The organism is Bacillus sp. 105MF, from assembly GCF_000374885.1.
GTDB lineage: Bacteria > Bacillota > Bacilli > Bacillales > Bacillaceae_G > Bacillus_A > Bacillus_A pseudomycoides.
The window spans coordinates 51,399-68,689 of record NZ_KB895580.1; the positions used below are offsets into that span (position 1 = coordinate 51,399).

Below are 17,291 nucleotides of genomic sequence, written 5' to 3' on the forward strand. Positions count from 1 at the left end.
TGTTTTTACGAGTTAAAAGAATAACGCTAAGAAATCTTCTTTTGTTATATTACCAAAGTAGCGTTTTACATCTACATCTTCTAAAGCCGCGGCAAAACCTTCTTTATCAAACTGTACTCCTGTTAAACACTCTTCAATATCATGAACATCTTCCACGCCGAAGAAATCACCGTATACTTTACATTCAGTTACTGTTCCTTTTGTTACCTCTAGGCGAACATCAACTTGTCCAACTGGGAAACGGTGTGAATGTTGTAAGTTGAACTTAGGAGACTTTCCGTAGTTCCAATCCCAATTACGGTAGCGCTCTTCAGAAATTTTATAGATTTCTTTCCAATCTTCTTCTGTTAATTCATACGTTGGAATTTCTGTTTCTCCTTCAAAAATCGTCGCTAGAAGAAGCTGTTTAAATTCTTCCGTTGTCACTTTTTCATTTAAAAATTCCGTAATGTTCGCTACGCGGCTACGAATTGATTTAATCCCTTTTGATTGAATCTTGTCCATTTTTACTTTGAGTGCAGATACAACGTGATCGATTTCAGAATCAAATAGTAATGTACCGTGACTAAACATACGACCTTTCGTTGAAAACTGCGCATTACCTGAAATTTTTCTACCTTCAGCTAAAATGTCATTACGACCGCTAAGCTCTGCATTTACACCTAATTTTCCAAGCGCTTTCGTAACAGGCTCTGTGAACTTTTTAAAGTTATGAAAACTATCCCCATCATCTTTCGTAATAAAGCTGAAGTTTAAGTTCCCTAAATCATGATATACAGCGCCTCCGCCAGACAAGCGCCTTACGACATGAATACCTTTTTCTTTTACATAATCAGTATTAATTTCTTCTACTGTGTTTTGGTTTTTTCCAATGATAATAGAAGGTTCGTTAATGTAGAACAAAAGGTATGTTTCGTTAATATCTAAATTTTTCACGCAGTATTCTTCAATCGCTAAGTTAATTGTTGGATCTGTAATTCCTTTATTATCAATAAATAACATCATATCTCACCTCATGAATTCCAAACATAACCGCTATGCGCAAGCGTAATGCGGCCGTCAAAAATTTGTTTTGCTTCTTCTACTAAATCAGATATGTTTCCTGTGTGCGGCAGATGCGTTAACAGTAATTCCTTTACATTTGCATTCTTTGCAATATCCGCTACTTCTGTACTATTCATATGCCCTGCTTTTGCAGCTTCCTGATGTGCATACATATTACACTCACAAATAAATAAATCTGCATCTTTTGTAAATGGAATAAATTCAGGAATGTAGCTAGAATCAGCACTATATACGATAACTTTATCTCCCACCGTAATACGCATCGCATAGCATATAACAGGATGCACCGTCTTTAAAAATGAAATAGAGAACGGCCCAATCTGTAATGTTTCTTCCGGATTGTACACAATCCCTTTCGTGTGTGGTGCATGTGTTAAGGAAGAGAATCCTTGCACATCAAATCCATGTCCATAAATCGGTAGTTCTGGTAATTGCCCTTTTGCCATGCTTGTAATTAATCTTGCATATTGCAATACCCCAATATCCGCAACATGATCGTGATGATAATGTGACAACAGAACCGCATCTATATCAGATGGTGTTATATATTTTTGAATCTGTGCTAGTACACCACTACCACAGTCAACAAGTAAACGAAAACCATCGTGTTCAAACAAATACCCCGACGTTGCTTCTCCCACTTCTGGAAAGCCGCCCCAAAAGCCAACAACAGTCATTTTCATATGTATCCATCCTTTCTAAACCACTAGAAATGCAGTATTCTTCCTCTAATGAGAAAGATTTTTACTTACACTCTACATTGTTAACTATAATCCATTTCCTAAACTTTTTCATTATTTTTCACTTTGTTATAAAACAGATGTTGACATTTAGTTTTTGTACTAATACAATGATACTAAGAAATGGAAATGGAGGGATTTACATGATCGATCAACCGATGGAATTTTTCAGAAATTTACCAACAAAAACTTGTGCGCATTGTGGGAAGGAAATTGATGAGCAACACGAAGCATATCATAATAAATGTGACGATTGCGTTCACGAAGAATAATAGTTTGTAAACATAAGAAAAACCTAGCAGACATTGTCTACTAGGCTAGTAACATCGTATTTTTCATCGTTGAACCTTTCACCAAGAGCTCCAGTTCAAACTCATACAATTCTTTTTTGCGATAATTTTTCGTATGGATTTTATCCATCATTAAATCAACAACTTTATGAGCCATTTCATCAATTGGCTGTTCAATCGTTGTAATACCCGGTTCTGTAATCTGTGATAAAATTTGATTATCAAAGCCAACTACAGCTAAATCATCAGGAATGCTCCAGCCATGGCGTTTCGCTTCTGCGATAATTCCAGCTGCGACTTCATCTCCTCCTGCCAAAATAGCGGTAGGATTTTTTTTGTCCTTTAATACTTCATGGAATATTCTTTTTCCATCTTCCCAAGAGAAAGCGTTTTCAAGAAAATCAATCGCTTCTACTTCTTTGCTCTTTTCAGTGATTGCACGTAAAAAGCCCATTTTTCGCTGTTGGCTCACTACTTTTGTTTCATTTCCACGGCAAAAAATAAGGTTGCGATAATCTTGTTCTAGCACATGTTTCGCAGCTATGTATGCCCCTTGTGCATGATCAAATTTAACCGTTGGAATATTTGCTTCTTCAATGTATTCATTACATAACACGATTGGACCGTGTTGTAAATATGGCTCCACGTTCTCCCATGGATTCTCAAGTGAACATAAGATAATACCATCAACTTGTTTTGTTGATAACAGTTGTAAGTATTCCATCTCTTTTTCTGGTAAATATCTTGTTTGACAAATAATCAGTTTATATTTATGTTCAGAAGCAGCAATTTCAATTGCTTCAATAAATCTACTGAAAAAAGGATTTGTAATTCTTGGAACAAGAACTGCAATTGTTTCTGTTTTCTGTTTACGAAGTCTTCTTGCTGCAGAATTAGGAACGAATCCTAAATGCTTCATCGCCAATTGAACTCTCTTTTTCTTCTCATCTGATACATACGGATGGTTGTTAATCACCCGAGAAACCGTTGTTCTTGATAACCCCGCTAATTTCGCCACGTCCTCGATCGTTGACACGAAATTCTCCCCCTTTGTATGAAAACGTTTTCTTAAGTAGATTATATAGTATATTATTGGAAACCGCAATACAGGCTCGCATGATTTTACTATATTAATATTATACATAGGGAAAAGTCTGTTATTTGCAGGAAGATTTGACTCATATTTAGAACTTCACAATAAGGATATTTATTACATATGAAGGATGATATTTCATGAATCGAACAGATCGTTTACTTTCTATTCTCATTGAATTACAGAGAAAGCAAATCGTCACAGCTCAAAGTTTAGCGGGAAAATTTGAGACGTGTAAAAGAACAATATACAGAGATATGCAAGCACTCAGTGAATCAGGTGTCCCAATCTTTTCAATGCCTGGACAAGGTTATTCTTTAATGGATGGTTATTTCTTGCCGCCCATTCAATTCAAACCAGAAGAGGCAGTAACTCTTCTATTAGGAAGTGATTATGTCGAACAAAATCTCGACTCAGCTTTTTCTACACATGCAAAATCTGCTAAAGAAAAATTAGAAGCAATCCTCCCTTCTGAACAGCAAAAGAAGGTCAAGGAGTTAAGAGGAACTTTTCGTTTCCTCTCCGGTACTTTCTCTCATCAAACATTTGCTCAAGAACAACTAGAGAAACAACTTCTTCTATTACAAGAATCTATTCAGGAACAACAATGTGTTTCTTTTTCTTATCGTAAACCGAATCAAAGTGAACAAAATAAACGTACGGTAAATCCTTATGGTTTAGTCAATATTTCAGGGATTTGGTACATTGTTGCCCATTGTCTACTTCGGCAACAAATACGTCATTTCCGTTTGGATCGCATGGACAACTTACAGCAAGAGCAAACGTTCTTTACTAAACCGGAGAACTTTTATTTACCAGACTATCAACCTAAAAATAATCGAACCATTATCATTCATTTATTATTTCCATCCCATATTGCACACAAAATTATTGAGTCTCGCTACTTTTTTATAGATTCCTATGAACAAAAAGATGATGGCTTTCATGTGCTTCTAACATCAAGAAGTATAGATGAAGTATTTCCATGGGTATTGAGCTGGGGAAGCCAAGTAAAAGTACTAGAACCGACTATTCTTTCTGAGAAACTTCGAGAAGAAGCAAAGAAAATGCTACAAATGTAATTTTTTCTTTCACTGCTGACATAATGGTGTCAACATCACTCGTTTATAGTGATCCTTAAGAACTACATTTTATAAAAGAAAAGGAGCTAACCCTATGAATCCAAATGTCATTTTAGAGAAATTTGAAAGTGTAGCAATGTATTACATAAAAGAATTAGAGAAATACTCCCTTGAACAATTAAGAAGAAAACCTTCCGAAGACGAATGGTCTCTTGGACAAATGTATAATCACTTACTTACAGCTTCAAATATGCAACTAGATGCCATTGCAAAGTGTACAACTGATTCTGCAACTATAGATGGGAAGAAAACAGAAATGGGTGAAAAAGTATATAAAGAGGGTGCTTTTCCTCCAGTACAAATAAAAATACCTGATTGCCCAGGATACACACCTGAAAACCCTACAGATAAAGAGGAAATTAAACAAACATTGTTACAGATCATTGAGAAAATGAAAGGGATTGAGCCACAACTCCCTTCAATTCTAGCCAATTATAAAGTGGCACATCCAGGACTTGGGTACTTAAATGCTGTAGAGTGGTTTCAATTGATTTATATGCATTTCTCTCACCACCTTCATCAGAAGGAAAGGCTGGAGCAGCATATTATTCTAAAATAAGTGATACTTTATTACTAGAGATATAGTTGCTTATTAATTTAAAAGAACTCCTGGTGAATAAGAAAAAGGATTCCCTATATTTTAGGAATCCTCTTTTTGATCTGGAACAGAAGTAAACTAGTACACTTACTTAAAGATTATTTTCAAATTAATTTAACCTGATTTATCCCGCATTAACAGACAGTACCAATCCTTTTAGGCTAAGTCCTCAGTTACTAACATAGAACGGTTTTGAAGGCCTTTGGAACGCAGACTATACCCGACTACTTTTTTCTTGTATTGTTTGATTACATCAACGTGATCGTCGTAACTGTACACAGAAAAACGAACATCGGTTTTTCCTTTTTTCGTATTAATAACTACTGGAGTCCCACTGCTCTGTGGCGGAAAATAATATTTCTCTAAAAATATCGCTTCATTAAATTGATCAATAATTTGAATTTTATCTTTACCTTCTAATTGCTTTCCGTCGATGGTTACAGTGACAGCCGCATCACTAAGTTTTGGATGCAATTCAAATTTGCTGGAAAGCGACTTCACAACAGAGCTTGGAAGGCACGTCACTATTATTTTAAGACCACCGAGAATAATTAACATAACTATAAAATATGTCGTCATATTGTATCATCTCCATTACGTTCTAAATTAATATGATTACATTATTAATATTACCATAGTGTAAATGGTTATTTTTTGTACATTATGTGAAACTTGGTAACACAAAGAAACATACTAGGATTAGTATGTTTTTCATTTATGTATACTACTGCTCTCATGAACGTAACGGATAAATAACCTCGATATTCTTTTCATCTTTTAACGCAGCATAATACCAATAATTATGGTCTGCACCATGAATGCAAAGAATTCTCTTTCCCTCATTTTCCTCTATTACATTCTTCACCCTAGCCACCATAATATAGTGCCTTGCATTCCAAACAATATTTTGCAATTCTGGATTCACACTTTGTAACCACTCATATTTTTCTTGTGTAATTTTATCATACTCAACTGAGTTAAAAGGAATAGCTCCCTTATTAAAAAGGGACAATTGTTTCTGAAGCCAATGCGATAATTCTTCTTCTGACCGAAGTCTTTCATCACTAGGAAATTTATCAAAACTCCCTTTAAACACGTCAAATTCAAACCAGTTTACCGGAACAAAGGTGATATTATTTCTCTCACACAATGGAAATATAAGATTGGGATACTCATTTTATGTTTCTTCATAGATTCCCTTTGGATTTCCGTCTCTCAAATATAGATTCCAGCTATCTGGATGAACCTCGCCACAAATTACAGCTGGCTTAAATTCAAGAATTAGTTCCTTAACTAAGGATAGAGGAAACTTATATTTCTTTTGCCATTCTTCATCATGAACCATACCTAAAATACCTACAATCGTCAAATCCCATCTCTCCTTTACTCATTTATAACTCCTCCCACTTCTTCCATTCTTGCTCTTTATTTACACGATACACACTTTCATTCCGGTCCATAAATCCATGAATGATGAATTCTCTTCTAATCGTACAACAATCTTCATGATACTGTTTAATAAATGTATTTACTTCTTTTTCTGTATATTGTTGTTCAGGATTCAATTTACTTATGAGGTACTCAAATATCACTAACTTTTTCTTCTTTTGACTAGGCATTGCTTTTAACTTACCATTTGCATCAAAAAAATTTCTAATGACCGTATCTCTGAATTTTATTTGGCTGTCGTTCATCACGATTCCCCCTTCCCTTTTGGAAAACATGCTTTATTGAGTAAATTATATAGTATATTATTGGAAACTGTAATACTACAGAATACAATTAATTCACTTTCTCTTTCTTTATCTTTCATGCCAAAAAGAGCCGTAACAATACATACGACTCTTTTTTATACTTTATAAAGTGAAGCTTGAATCAACTGATCAATTTCTTCTTTCGTTGGAATAGAAGACATCGCTCCTTTTCCTGTCGTAGTAAGGGCCCCACTAGCATTTGCGAATGCTAGTATCTCCTGCCAATGCATATGAAGTACCTCTTCTACATTGTGCTGTTTTACTTCTTTCTCTAATAATTTATACAAACACCCACCAATAAATGCATCCCCTGCACCTGTTGTATCCTGTACTACTACATGATATCCAGTCAACTCATACTGTTTATTCTTCATATATAATTCCGCACCTTGGGATCCTTTTGTATAAATTACAGCTTTTACATCCCCTATAAATAAAGATGCAATCGCTTCTTTCTTATTACAAATACCTGTAATAAATGTTAATTCTTCATCTGAAATTTTTACGATATGTGCACTTGGGATAAATTCTAAAATCGTCTTTCTACAATCGTCTGCATGTTTCCAAAGCGGTAGCCGCACATTGGGATCAAAACTAATAATCGCTCCTTTTGTTTTAGCAGAGCGAATCGCTTTCACATGTGCATATTTCATCGGACTTTCTACTAAATCAACAGAACAAAAATGAAGAATATCACCTTCTTCAAACCATTCTTCATCTATTTCATTTTCACTAAACAATAGGTCTGCAGAAGGATTACGATAAAATGAAAAATCACGTTCACCATCTTCACGTAATGAGACGAAAGCAAGACCTGTATTCGCTTCGCTCGTTCTCATAACCTTTTCTGTATTTACACCTACTTGCTGCAATTGTTCTAAAAGGAAGTCGCCGAATGCATCAAAGCCCAATTGGGTAATTATAGATGCATTTCCTCCGTATTTTGCAACAGCAGCTGCTACATTTGCAGGCGCCCCCCCTGGAACTCTTTGAAACTCTCCCACATCTTTTAAAAACATTCCCTTTTGAACAGGAATGAAATCAATTAAAACTTCCCCAATCGCATATAACCGTTTCATACACTCCACCTCTTCTCTTATTCATAATCCCATCTTGTCGCTTGGAATATTACACTTCCTTTATTAGCAAAGAAACGAATTTCATTACTATCAGCTCTCGGGAAAATTCGGCTAGTAAATACTTCTTCCCCATCATTTATAAAGATTTCAACAGAAGATACATCTACAAATACATGAAATTTAATTGTTTGTGATTCTATTGAACACTTCCTCCGTGTCCCATAAGCCTCTCCTACTGCTTCGCCTGAATGTGCACGGTCTAATATAACCTTTCTTTGAACAGCATCATACTTAACGATCGTTCCCTCATTTTCACTTGCTCTCACTATAATTCCATATTCATCTGCATTGTTATTTTCAAATTCACAAATCAGTTCATATGATTCCCCTGTAAATCCTTCGTACATTTTCTGTTCGCTACATATTCTATCCTTTATTTTATACTCCCGTTTACGAAGTACTTGCAATTCTTTGATTGGACGCTGAATAAGTTTATCTCCACGAACAAGTAATTCCCTTGGTAGTGTCAAACAATGCGCCCAACCATTTTTATCAGTTGGATAATTTATTTCTGGTAACCCCATCCATCCAACTACAATACGTCTGCCTTCCGGGTCAACTGTTGTTTGCGGGGCATAAAAATCAAATCCTCTGTCTAATTCATGAAAGGAGCCGTGTGGCATAAACATTTGTTTTATATCTAACTTGTCTCCAAGAATATAACCAGATTGAAAAATATTTTCATAATGATCTCCTTTAGCGTTTAAACCTTGTGGAGAAAATAATAGGATGCCTCTATCCTCTACTTCAAAATAATCTGGGCATTCCCACATATAACCGAAGTCATTTAAATCAGTTTGCAGTTCCCCTTCGCACTGCCAATGTAACAAGTCAGGAGAAGAATACACTACAACACATCCTGTCCCATTTTTCCGCTGTGCTCCAATAACTGTATAAAACATCTCATCTTTTTTCCAGACCTTCGGATCCCGAAAATGATCTGTATATCCATCTGGCACTTTATCAATAACAGGCTGTTCTAACTTTGTAATTTCCCCTGCTTCATCCATAATAGCAATACATTGATATGGTTTTCTTACCCAGTTTTCATCACGAGTGTTACCCGTATAAAGTAAATACAACTTCCCTTCATGCTCAATTGCACTTCCCGAATAAGCGCCATGGCTATCGTAATCATTTGTCGGTTTAATCCCTATACCAACATTTTTCCAATGAACAAGATCTGTTGATTTCGTATGATACCAATACTTTAAACCGTGCACAGGTCCGAGCGGAAACCACTGATAAAATAGGTGGTATTCACCATTATAATAAGAAAACCCATTTGGATCATTCAGTAGACCTGTTTCAGGCTGTATATGAAATGTTTGTCTCCACAAACAATCGTTTACTCTTTCTTTTAAACTTTGCATATTTTCGTCGCTTACTTCCTCAATCCGGCGATAACGTTGTTCTTTTGTCCATATCATTTCCATCAAACTCCCTTAATGAACAAAGAAGAACCCTATCATTCTTCTCTGTTCATTACAATAAATTAAGCTGCATCTTTTTGAGAAGAGTCCATTCCCCCATTTTTTGCTCGTTTTGCTAAAAGAAGTGTTACACCAAAAGCCACTATAAAAGAAATCACCATTCCAATTACATACGGGATAATACTATCTGGTCTAATGGAAATAATACCAGGCAACCCAGCAGCTCCTAATGCAATAGCTTTTACCTTATAAAAGGTTACAAAAGCAGATGCAATTCCTGCACCAATAATCGCTCCTATAAACGGATATCTTAATTTTAAATTAACACCAAACATCGCTGGTTCTGTAATACCTAAGAGGGCAGAAATCCCTGCTGCTGAGGCAACTCCTTTCACTTTTTTATCGCGTGTAACTAAAAAGACTGCAAGAGTTGCTGCGCCTTGAGCAACGTTAGACATTGCCGCAATCACAAATATGAATGAACCACCCGTTTTTGCAACATCAGCAAGTAATTGTGTTTCCACTGCAATAAAACTATGGTGCATACCTGTAATAACAATTGGTGCATACAGTAATCCAAAAATACCGCCACCAATAAATCCAGCTGTATCATATAACCAAACGATTCCATCTGTTAACAAGTTACCTGCAGAACGTGTAATGGGTCCTACAATTGTAAATGTTAGTAAACCTGTAACAAAAATCGTTAATAAAGGCGTAAGAAGATTATCAAGTGCCGTTGGAATGACTCTTCTTAAATATGTTTCTATTTTCGCTAAAATAAATGATGCCACGAGGACTGGTAATACAGTGCCTTGATATCCTACTTTCTCAATACTAAAACCTAGTATATCCCAAGCGGGTACTTTGTCAGCCAATAAAGCTGCCCCATATCCATAACCGTTCAATAAATCTGGATGGACCATTAACATACCAAGAGCTGCCCCAAGATAAGGATTCCCGCCAAATCGTTGTGTTGCCGAGAAACCTATTAAAATTGGTAAGAATACGAATGCTGCGTTTGCGAATGTATTAATAAGAGCTGCTAAATCTGTAATTTGAGGATTGGCTTCTACTAATGATTTTCCTGCAATAAATAAGTCTTTTGCTGTTAATAAATTATTAATCCCCATTAATAATCCGCCCGCTACAATAGCCGGAATAATAGGAACAAAGATATCAGAAAGCATTTTTACAAATCGTTGAAGTGGATTCAACTTTTTCGTTCCAGCAGCTTTCACGTCTGTTGTAGACATCCCAGAAATCTCTGTCAATCTCGCAAACTCTTTATACACTTCGTTCACAGTTCCTGAACCGATAATAACTTGAAACTGTCCTCCTGTAGAGAAAGTCCCCTTAACCTCATCCATACGATCCAATTTCTTTTGATCCACTTTCCCCTCATCATGTAGAACTAAACGTAAACGGGTTGCACAGTGTGCTGCTGCCGATACATTCTCTTTACCACCAATTGCATCTAAAATTTCTTTTGCAATTTGATTGTAGTTCATAATGCTCCTCCTTTATTATACTTATTTTTGGAACCGGTTCCAAAAAAGAACCTAATTAAAAACCAGCTTTTGGAACCGGTTTCAATTAGATTATATGCTCGCGTTTATATATTGTCAACGCTTTCTCTTTCAATTATTTCATATTTTGATACCGAAATTTTTTCTATCATTTCTTCATTTACGAGTTTCACAATATTTCGAGCTGCAATTTGTCCAACCTCTTTATAATAAAATTTCACAGTTGTTAAAGCGGGATGAATCATCCCTGTTACTTGGTATCCACCAAAACCCGTAATAGACAAATCTTCAGGTACTCGCAACCCTTTCATATAGGCTGCTTTTAGTGCACCAAGCGCGATATTATCTGTTGCACACACTAAAACAGATGGACGAAATTCTTCAATAATTTCAGAGGCCTTTTCAATTGCATCTTCAATCTTAAAACTTGTTTCGTAATATTTCACTTCACATCCAGCAGCTTCGTCTACTGCTCGTTTAAAGCCTTGCTTTCGCTTTGTACCAACTGCAATATCGTGCTCTGTTACACCTAAATAACTAATTTTTTTATGCCCTCTTGCCAAGATATATCGCCCTATATCATAGGCTGCTCCATAATCATCATGAATAAAGCTATACACCTCCTGATGCTGCTGTCCAACAAGCATCACTGGTATATCAATTTTACGAAACGCCTCGATATGCCGATCAGTAACTTGTGCAGCCAACAAAATAATCCCCGCAACTTTTTGATTAACCAATGTATAAATATTTTCAATTTCTCGTTCCAAATCTTGATTGGAATTCGATATTAACATTTGATAATTCAGCTCTCTTAACTCTTCATCAATACCAATTAATGTGAGCGATGACGCATAAGAATCCAAACGTGGGACGATTGTACCAATAATATTCGTTTTCTTCGCCTTTAAACTTTGGGCAAATGTATTCGGAACATATCCTGTATCTTGAATCGCACGCTCAATTTTTCGTTTGGTCGCATCGCTGACAGATCCTCCATTCAAATAACGGGAAACCGTACTCTTTGCAACCCCCGCTATTTGCGCTATATCCAAAATCGTCTTTTTCATCATTTCATCTCCATATCCGATTGCTTACTATATCAATTTCACATTTCCTACAACTTCTAAGAAATCAAACTTTTATAAATAAAATCCAATATCTTTTCGCTCAAAACCTTATAGGCCACTCTACTTTTATCATAAGTATAAAGTGAATTATTCTATTTAGAAAGTTTAATGGAACTATTACACCTTTTTACGTAAATACAGAACAGTCCTTCATTTGATGAAAAAATCAAATGAAGGACTGTTCCTCTTATTTCTATGATTGACCTCAAACTCCCTGACTATATTCTCCTTCAGCCAAATTTCGATATTTTCGCTTATGCATCCAAGTCAACGAACCAATTGTTCCAAGTGACAATATAACAATAAAGATCATTAATATCCCTGCATTTTGCCACATAAATCCGAAGTCTCCACTTGATACAACTGCTTTAAATCCGGATACAGAATATGTCATTGGTAACCACGCATTAAAGTGTTGTAAAAACTTTGGAATTAATTCCAGCGGGAATGTTCCTGCGCTTGTTGTTAACTGCATAATTAATGTTAAAATCGCAATAAAACGTCCTGCATCTCCAAAAGCTGTTACTAAACATTGAATTAACGCAATAAATGCTAAGCTTGTAAGAATACTAAACAGAATGAAATATGGAACACTCTGTACTTCCACACCTAACCCTAGCAATAGTACTAAATCCGCTACTAAAGCCTGAATAATACCCACCGATAATAAAACACCAAATTTACTAATAAACCAGCTAAATCCTGATTTTGGAACACCAACTGTATCACGTAATGGATACACAATCGATAATAAAAGTGCCCCAACAAATAAACCTAGAGATAAGAAATATGGTGTAAATCCTGTTCCGTAGTTTGGAACCTCTGACATCTTCTCAGTTTGTACTTTCACTGGATCAGCAAACATGTCGTATGTTTTATTCGTTCCTTTTACTTTACCTGTTTTCTCAGCCCCCTCGCCGAGTTTTGTAGCGAGTTCACCTGATCCATCATTTACTTTTACTAATCCATCTGTTACTTTTCCGGAGCCGTCTGCTAATTGATTGACGCCGTCTATTAATTTACCAGAACCGTCTGATAATGTATTTAAGCCGTTTGTTACTTTTCCGGAGCCATCTGCTAGTTTATTTACCCCATCAACTAATTGGCCTGTTCCACTTGATAATGCACCTAAGCCATTGGTTACTTGACCGGAACCATCCGCTAACTGACCTACTCCCCCAGCCATTTGGTTTGCTCCAGCCGATAAGGTACCTAGTCCGCCTGTTACTTGATTAGAGCCATTTGCTAATTGATTAACACCATCGATTAACTGGCCTGAACCGGTAGATAATTTACCTAAACCACCGTTTAATTTACCAGCTCCTTCTGTTAATTGATTAACACCATCAACTAATTGTGGACTACCACCCGCTAACTCGCTTATACCACTATTTAATTGCTTACTTCCTCCTGCTAATTCACTAGCACCATTCTTCGCTTCTCCTAATTTTTCACCGAATGTTTGGAATCTAGCAACAAACCCAGTTTTTGGATATGACAATCCATTTGCCAATTTGTTTGCTCCTTCAGCAAGCTGTTGTTGACCACCTTTTAGCTTATCAACACCATTTTTCAGTAAAACTTGACCATTTTGAAGGTCATTTGCACCATCAGCAAGTTTTTGCGCACCTACTTGAATTTTCCCCGCACCCTCTTGACCTGCAAGTCCTTTTGTACCTTCTGCAATTCCGCCTGTGCCACCTACAACTTTTTTACTCCCCGCTGTTAGCTCCTCCATAACAGGTTCTAATTGTTTTCTAGATTCTTCAGGTAAACTTTTAATTTTTTCATTCAATACTGCTAAACCATCATCCACTTGCTTGGCACCATCTGCAGTCTGACTAGCCTTAGTATATAGACTATCTGCGTTTGCTTTCCACTGTGATACACCTTGTTCCAGTTCATTGGCTTCCTTACTAATTTGTTCAGATCCATGTGTTAGCTCTGGTAATTTATTTTGCATATCGGTTACACCAGCTAATGATTCCTGTAAACCACCTTTTAAATCATTCGCACCTTTTTGAATATCTTGTACGCCTGCTGCTAACTTTCCGTGACCATCTTGAAGCTGACCAAGACCTGCTTCTAATTTATCCGCTCCTGTTTGCAACTTAGCAGCTCCATCAGAAGCTTTTTGTAAACCATTATTAAATACTAACGACTTACTAGCTAGCAATTGTAAGTTTTGATATATTCCCGAAGAACCATTTGACAATTCTCCAATACCATTTTGCATTTCACCTGACTTACTGATTAACGTATTTAAACCGTTTGTTACTTGACCAGATCCATCTAGTAATTTTCCAATTCCACTCTGTATTTCACCAGTTTTTCCATTTAACGTATTTAAACCATTCATTACTTTCCCTGAACCATCTAGCAATTTATGAATACCAGCTGTCATTTCACCAGACTTTCCTTGCATCGTATGCAAGCCATCTGTTACCTGACCAGATCCATCTAATAACTGGCCAACTCCGTCCTTCATTTCACCAGACTTCCCTTGCAGCGTATGCAAGCCCTCTGTTACCTTGCTAGAACCATCTTGCAATTCCACAGATCCATCATGTAATTTATTCGCTCCATCTGCCCCATCTGCGAACCCTTTGGAAACATCTTTTATAGAATCAAACATTTTCTCTGCATACGTTTTTGTTAACGTATTAGATACTTCACCTTTAATTTTTTCAATAGCTGTTCCGCCGATTTGTGAAGATAAGAAGTTCAAGCTTTCGTTTGGAATATATTCTAAGTTTAATGGTCTTGGATTTTCTTTTAACAGCGTTGTCGCATTGTCTGAGAAATTTTCTGGAATCCGAACTAACATATAATATTTTCGATTTTCCATTCCCTCTTTTGCTGTTTTTTCACTGACAAACTCCCATTTAAAACTTTTATTGTCTTTTAATTCGTCGACTAATCCTTTACCAACTTCAATTGGTTTCCCATCAAATACTGCACCTTTATCAAGATTGACTACTGCAACCGGCAAATCATCTAATTGTTCATACGGATCCCAAAACGCCCATAAAAACATGCCCGCATATAAGAGTGGTACAAATAAAACAGCAATAATAGGTATTAAGATTTTTTTGCTTTTTATAATTTCCGTAAATTCCTTACCAAGCAACGTAAATCCTCTCATTCGTTTTCCTCCTCTTCGTTTATGACCGAAATGTTCAAACAGTCATTTTAGAGTAAATAAAAAGGTTACATCCTGTTCTACATATTACCTAACCCTAACTTTTATCCCGCTATTTGCGGACAGTAAGACCTCCGTGGAATCAACTTTCCATAAAAGACCGATTAGTGAGCGTTAATAATTAGCCGGGGATGAAGCGCACCTACTGATTAACGTTTCACCTTATCTCTATACTCTATGCACCTTTTTATTTTGAATGACTATTAAATTCATTTGGTCAACGTGAACGTATTCAAAAATTATCTTTTCACAACCTTACATACGTAATCTGATTTTTTCTCTACTTCCCCCTTTTGGACTTATGACCAATTTGTTCAATCGGTCATTTTTAACTATAATAAAAGGATTATCTTAGTTTGACAATCCCTTTAACAAATAAAGTTCAAATAATTCTGCAATTCTTTCCTTTTCTAATGGTTCATGATTCTTTTCCCAATCGAAAATAAGTGATACATATAACCGAAGCATGATAAACGCCGTAATTTCTGGATCACACTTACTAATTTCACCTTTTTCAATCGCAATTTCTAAATAAGATTGAATAACAGATACAATTTCAACATCTACTTGTTGCATAACATCTTGTACTTCTTTTGTTCCCATATCTCGCTCTTCTTGAATCAGTTTAATCATGAGCTGATGTTCTTTTCTAAATTCTAAGATGTTATATAATGCTCTATGTACATTTTCAAAAAATGAAACATCTGGACGAATTGCTTCTTTTGCAACTTGCTTCATTTCAGTAATTAAATTAGAAATAATTTCGCCAAATAATTCTTCTTTATTTTTGAAAAAAGTATAAATTGTTCCTTTCCCTACATTCGCTAATTTTGCGACTTGATCCATTGTTGTCGCCTTATAACCAAATGCTGAGAAAGATTTTGTTGCAGCTTCAATAATAGAACGTTTTCGATCGACAGCCACATCTTCACCTCCAAAAATGACCAATTGGGTAATCTAGTCAATTAGTACATTTTTGATATTATCACGGTTTTCCATTGTTTACAAGTTCTCTTTTTATTTATTTCCAAGTATAAAACATTTAAATCTATACATCGACCTTTATTTAAGATACTACTGTCATAGTGTATCAAAAAAAGGGAAAAAATGAAAAGGTAAAGAAACATAGTAAAATCCATTAGCAAATATTAAGCAACAAAAACAATATCTTTTATGAATTTTCCCTCTTTTTCAAATTATCAATTGAAAAAACAAGAAATTTTTTACAATTAGTAGTAATATAGAACATAGATATATTTATTAAAAATAGTGGGGGCTCTTTCAATCATGATACGTGCACTTAGCTTACATATAAAACAAGCCTTTTTAAATAAGATTTCTCTCACTCTCTTGTTTAGTTGGTTGATTCTTGTTTCAATTTATCATTATTTCTATATTTTAAAATATTCAGGAGGGGTACCTGACGAGCTTTTAGCAACGGCTTATAAATGGATTGGCTTTCGTGATGATGAAATGGATGTGTATTTGCTTTTAATGCCTGTACTAGCAGCACTCCCTTTTAGTACAAGCTATAACTCTGATCAAGCTGATAAATTTAAATCATTTGTAAGTAAAGAAGTTCCCTTTTTTCCCTATGTATGTACGAAATATATCGTTACCTTCCTAAGCGGGGGGCTTCTTTATATTCTCCCATTCGTATTTTCATTGCTTTTTTGTAAGCTGACAATCCAAGATGGTATTCCTACACCCGCCTTAAGTATTATAAAAGACAACGGTATGTTTGCATCATTGTATTTCTCTTCTCCAATTACTTATATTTCCCTATATATTGGGATTAATTTCTTGTTTGCTGGTCTTATGGCGGTATTGGGTCTCTCTGCATCCATATGGTCCAGAAAAGATTACATGGCAATTCTATTCCCTTTTGCTATAACCTCTCTACCATATGTTGTTTTAAATATCGTATTCCCTACGATTGGAGGAGCACCTATTCATTTATACGACCCAAAACAGCCGCTCCAAGGAATGTCGCCTTACATTTTAATCATGCAATGCACCGTATTTTTTGGAATTAGTTTATTTATGTATATGAAAGGTGTACAGAAAGATCGGAAAAAATATATGCGTAGACTTCAAAAAAGAATCCGGTGTAAAAAATCGATTCAAAAATCAGTTAGTATGTAATATAAAATACCCCACAGCAATTATGCTGAGG

At 35.7% G+C, this 17,291-nt stretch carries 17 protein-coding genes; 4 read left to right on the top strand and 13 right to left on the bottom strand.

The window, feature by feature from the left end:
* Positions 1 to 12: 12 nt before the first annotated feature.
* Both C564_RS0120195 and C564_RS0120200 read right to left on the bottom strand, forming a co-directional pair.
* Positions 13 to 1,002, bottom strand: coding sequence for a lipoate--protein ligase (locus C564_RS0120195; RefSeq protein WP_018766584.1), 990 nt, complete (start codon positions 1,000 to 1,002; stop codon positions 13 to 15).
* 11 nt (positions 1,003 to 1,013) lie between these two features.
* Complete coding sequence (locus tag C564_RS0120200; RefSeq protein ID WP_006093885.1) at positions 1,014 to 1,748, bottom strand: MBL fold metallo-hydrolase; 735 nt, start codon at positions 1,746 to 1,748, stop codon at positions 1,014 to 1,016.
* A gap of 200 nt (positions 1,749 to 1,948) precedes the next feature.
* On the opposite strand from C564_RS0120200, the gene yhfH reads away from it, so the two are divergent.
* Positions 1,949 to 2,077 carry a protein YhfH gene (yhfH, locus tag C564_RS35130; protein ID WP_000567010.1) on the top strand — a complete coding sequence of 43 codons (129 nt, stop codon included), beginning with the start codon at positions 1,949 to 1,951 and terminating at the stop codon, positions 2,075 to 2,077.
* Between the two features lie 40 nt (positions 2,078 to 2,117).
* Here the strand turns inward: yhfH and C564_RS0120210 are convergent, their stop codons facing one another.
* Positions 2,118 to 3,131 carry a LacI family DNA-binding transcriptional regulator gene (locus C564_RS0120210; protein ID WP_016113707.1) on the bottom strand — a complete coding sequence of 338 codons (1,014 nt, stop codon included), beginning with the start codon at positions 3,129 to 3,131 and terminating at the stop codon, positions 2,118 to 2,120.
* A gap of 197 nt (positions 3,132 to 3,328) precedes the next feature.
* On the opposite strand from C564_RS0120210, the gene C564_RS0120215 reads away from it, so the two are divergent.
* Positions 3,329 to 4,270: a helix-turn-helix transcriptional regulator gene (locus C564_RS0120215; protein ID WP_018766585.1), complete on the top strand. Its 942-nt coding sequence runs from the start codon at positions 3,329 to 3,331 to the stop codon at positions 4,268 to 4,270.
* A 94-nt stretch (positions 4,271 to 4,364) separates the two neighbouring features.
* Entirely contained in the window at positions 4,365 to 4,889 is a 525-nt protein-coding gene (locus C564_RS0120220) for a DinB family protein (protein ID WP_018766586.1), read from the top strand.
* Between the two features lie 195 nt (positions 4,890 to 5,084).
* Here the strand turns inward: C564_RS0120220 and C564_RS0120225 are convergent, their stop codons facing one another.
* From C564_RS0120225 to C564_RS0120270, 10 genes are all read right to left on the bottom strand, one after another.
* Positions 5,085 to 5,507, bottom strand: a complete 423-nt coding sequence (locus C564_RS0120225; RefSeq protein WP_018766587.1) for a YfmQ family protein — start codon at positions 5,505 to 5,507, stop codon at positions 5,085 to 5,087.
* A gap of 154 nt (positions 5,508 to 5,661) precedes the next feature.
* Positions 5,662 to 6,024, bottom strand: a complete 363-nt coding sequence (locus tag C564_RS0120230) for a hypothetical protein (protein ID WP_003195819.1) — start codon at positions 6,022 to 6,024, stop codon at positions 5,662 to 5,664.
* A gap of 81 nt (positions 6,025 to 6,105) precedes the next feature.
* Entirely contained in the window at positions 6,106 to 6,297 is a 192-nt protein-coding gene (locus C564_RS0120235; protein ID WP_018766589.1) for a hypothetical protein, read from the bottom strand.
* 22 nt (positions 6,298 to 6,319) lie between these two features.
* Positions 6,320 to 6,622, bottom strand: a complete 303-nt coding sequence (locus tag C564_RS0120240; protein WP_018766590.1) for a DUF2087 domain-containing protein — start codon at positions 6,620 to 6,622, stop codon at positions 6,320 to 6,322.
* 155 nt (positions 6,623 to 6,777) lie between these two features.
* Positions 6,778 to 7,761, bottom strand: coding sequence for a carbohydrate kinase family protein (locus tag C564_RS0120245; protein WP_003195811.1), 984 nt, complete (start codon positions 7,759 to 7,761; stop codon positions 6,778 to 6,780).
* A 17-nt stretch (positions 7,762 to 7,778) separates the two neighbouring features.
* Complete coding sequence (locus C564_RS0120250) at positions 7,779 to 9,251, bottom strand: glycoside hydrolase family 32 protein (RefSeq protein WP_018766591.1); 1,473 nt, start codon at positions 9,249 to 9,251, stop codon at positions 7,779 to 7,781.
* 65 nt (positions 9,252 to 9,316) lie between these two features.
* On the bottom strand, positions 9,317 to 10,765 hold the full coding sequence (locus tag C564_RS0120255; RefSeq protein WP_018766592.1) for a sucrose-specific PTS transporter subunit IIBC: 1,449 nt from the start codon (positions 10,763 to 10,765) through the stop codon (positions 9,317 to 9,319).
* A 104-nt stretch (positions 10,766 to 10,869) separates the two neighbouring features.
* Entirely contained in the window at positions 10,870 to 11,853 is a 984-nt protein-coding gene (locus C564_RS0120260; RefSeq protein ID WP_018766593.1) for a LacI family DNA-binding transcriptional regulator, read from the bottom strand.
* A 265-nt stretch (positions 11,854 to 12,118) separates the two neighbouring features.
* Complete coding sequence (locus C564_RS0120265) at positions 12,119 to 15,058, bottom strand: YhgE/Pip domain-containing protein (protein WP_018766594.1); 2,940 nt, start codon at positions 15,056 to 15,058, stop codon at positions 12,119 to 12,121.
* A 408-nt stretch (positions 15,059 to 15,466) separates the two neighbouring features.
* Positions 15,467 to 16,039, bottom strand: a complete 573-nt coding sequence (locus C564_RS0120270; protein ID WP_018766595.1) for a TetR/AcrR family transcriptional regulator — start codon at positions 16,037 to 16,039, stop codon at positions 15,467 to 15,469.
* A gap of 363 nt (positions 16,040 to 16,402) precedes the next feature.
* Between C564_RS0120270 and C564_RS0120275 the strand changes: the two genes are divergently transcribed.
* The gene (locus C564_RS0120275) at positions 16,403 to 17,260 is read left to right on the top strand and encodes a hypothetical protein (protein ID WP_018766596.1); all 858 of its coding nucleotides are present in this window, start codon (positions 16,403 to 16,405) and stop codon (positions 17,258 to 17,260) included.
* Positions 17,261 to 17,291 lie beyond the last annotated feature (31 nt).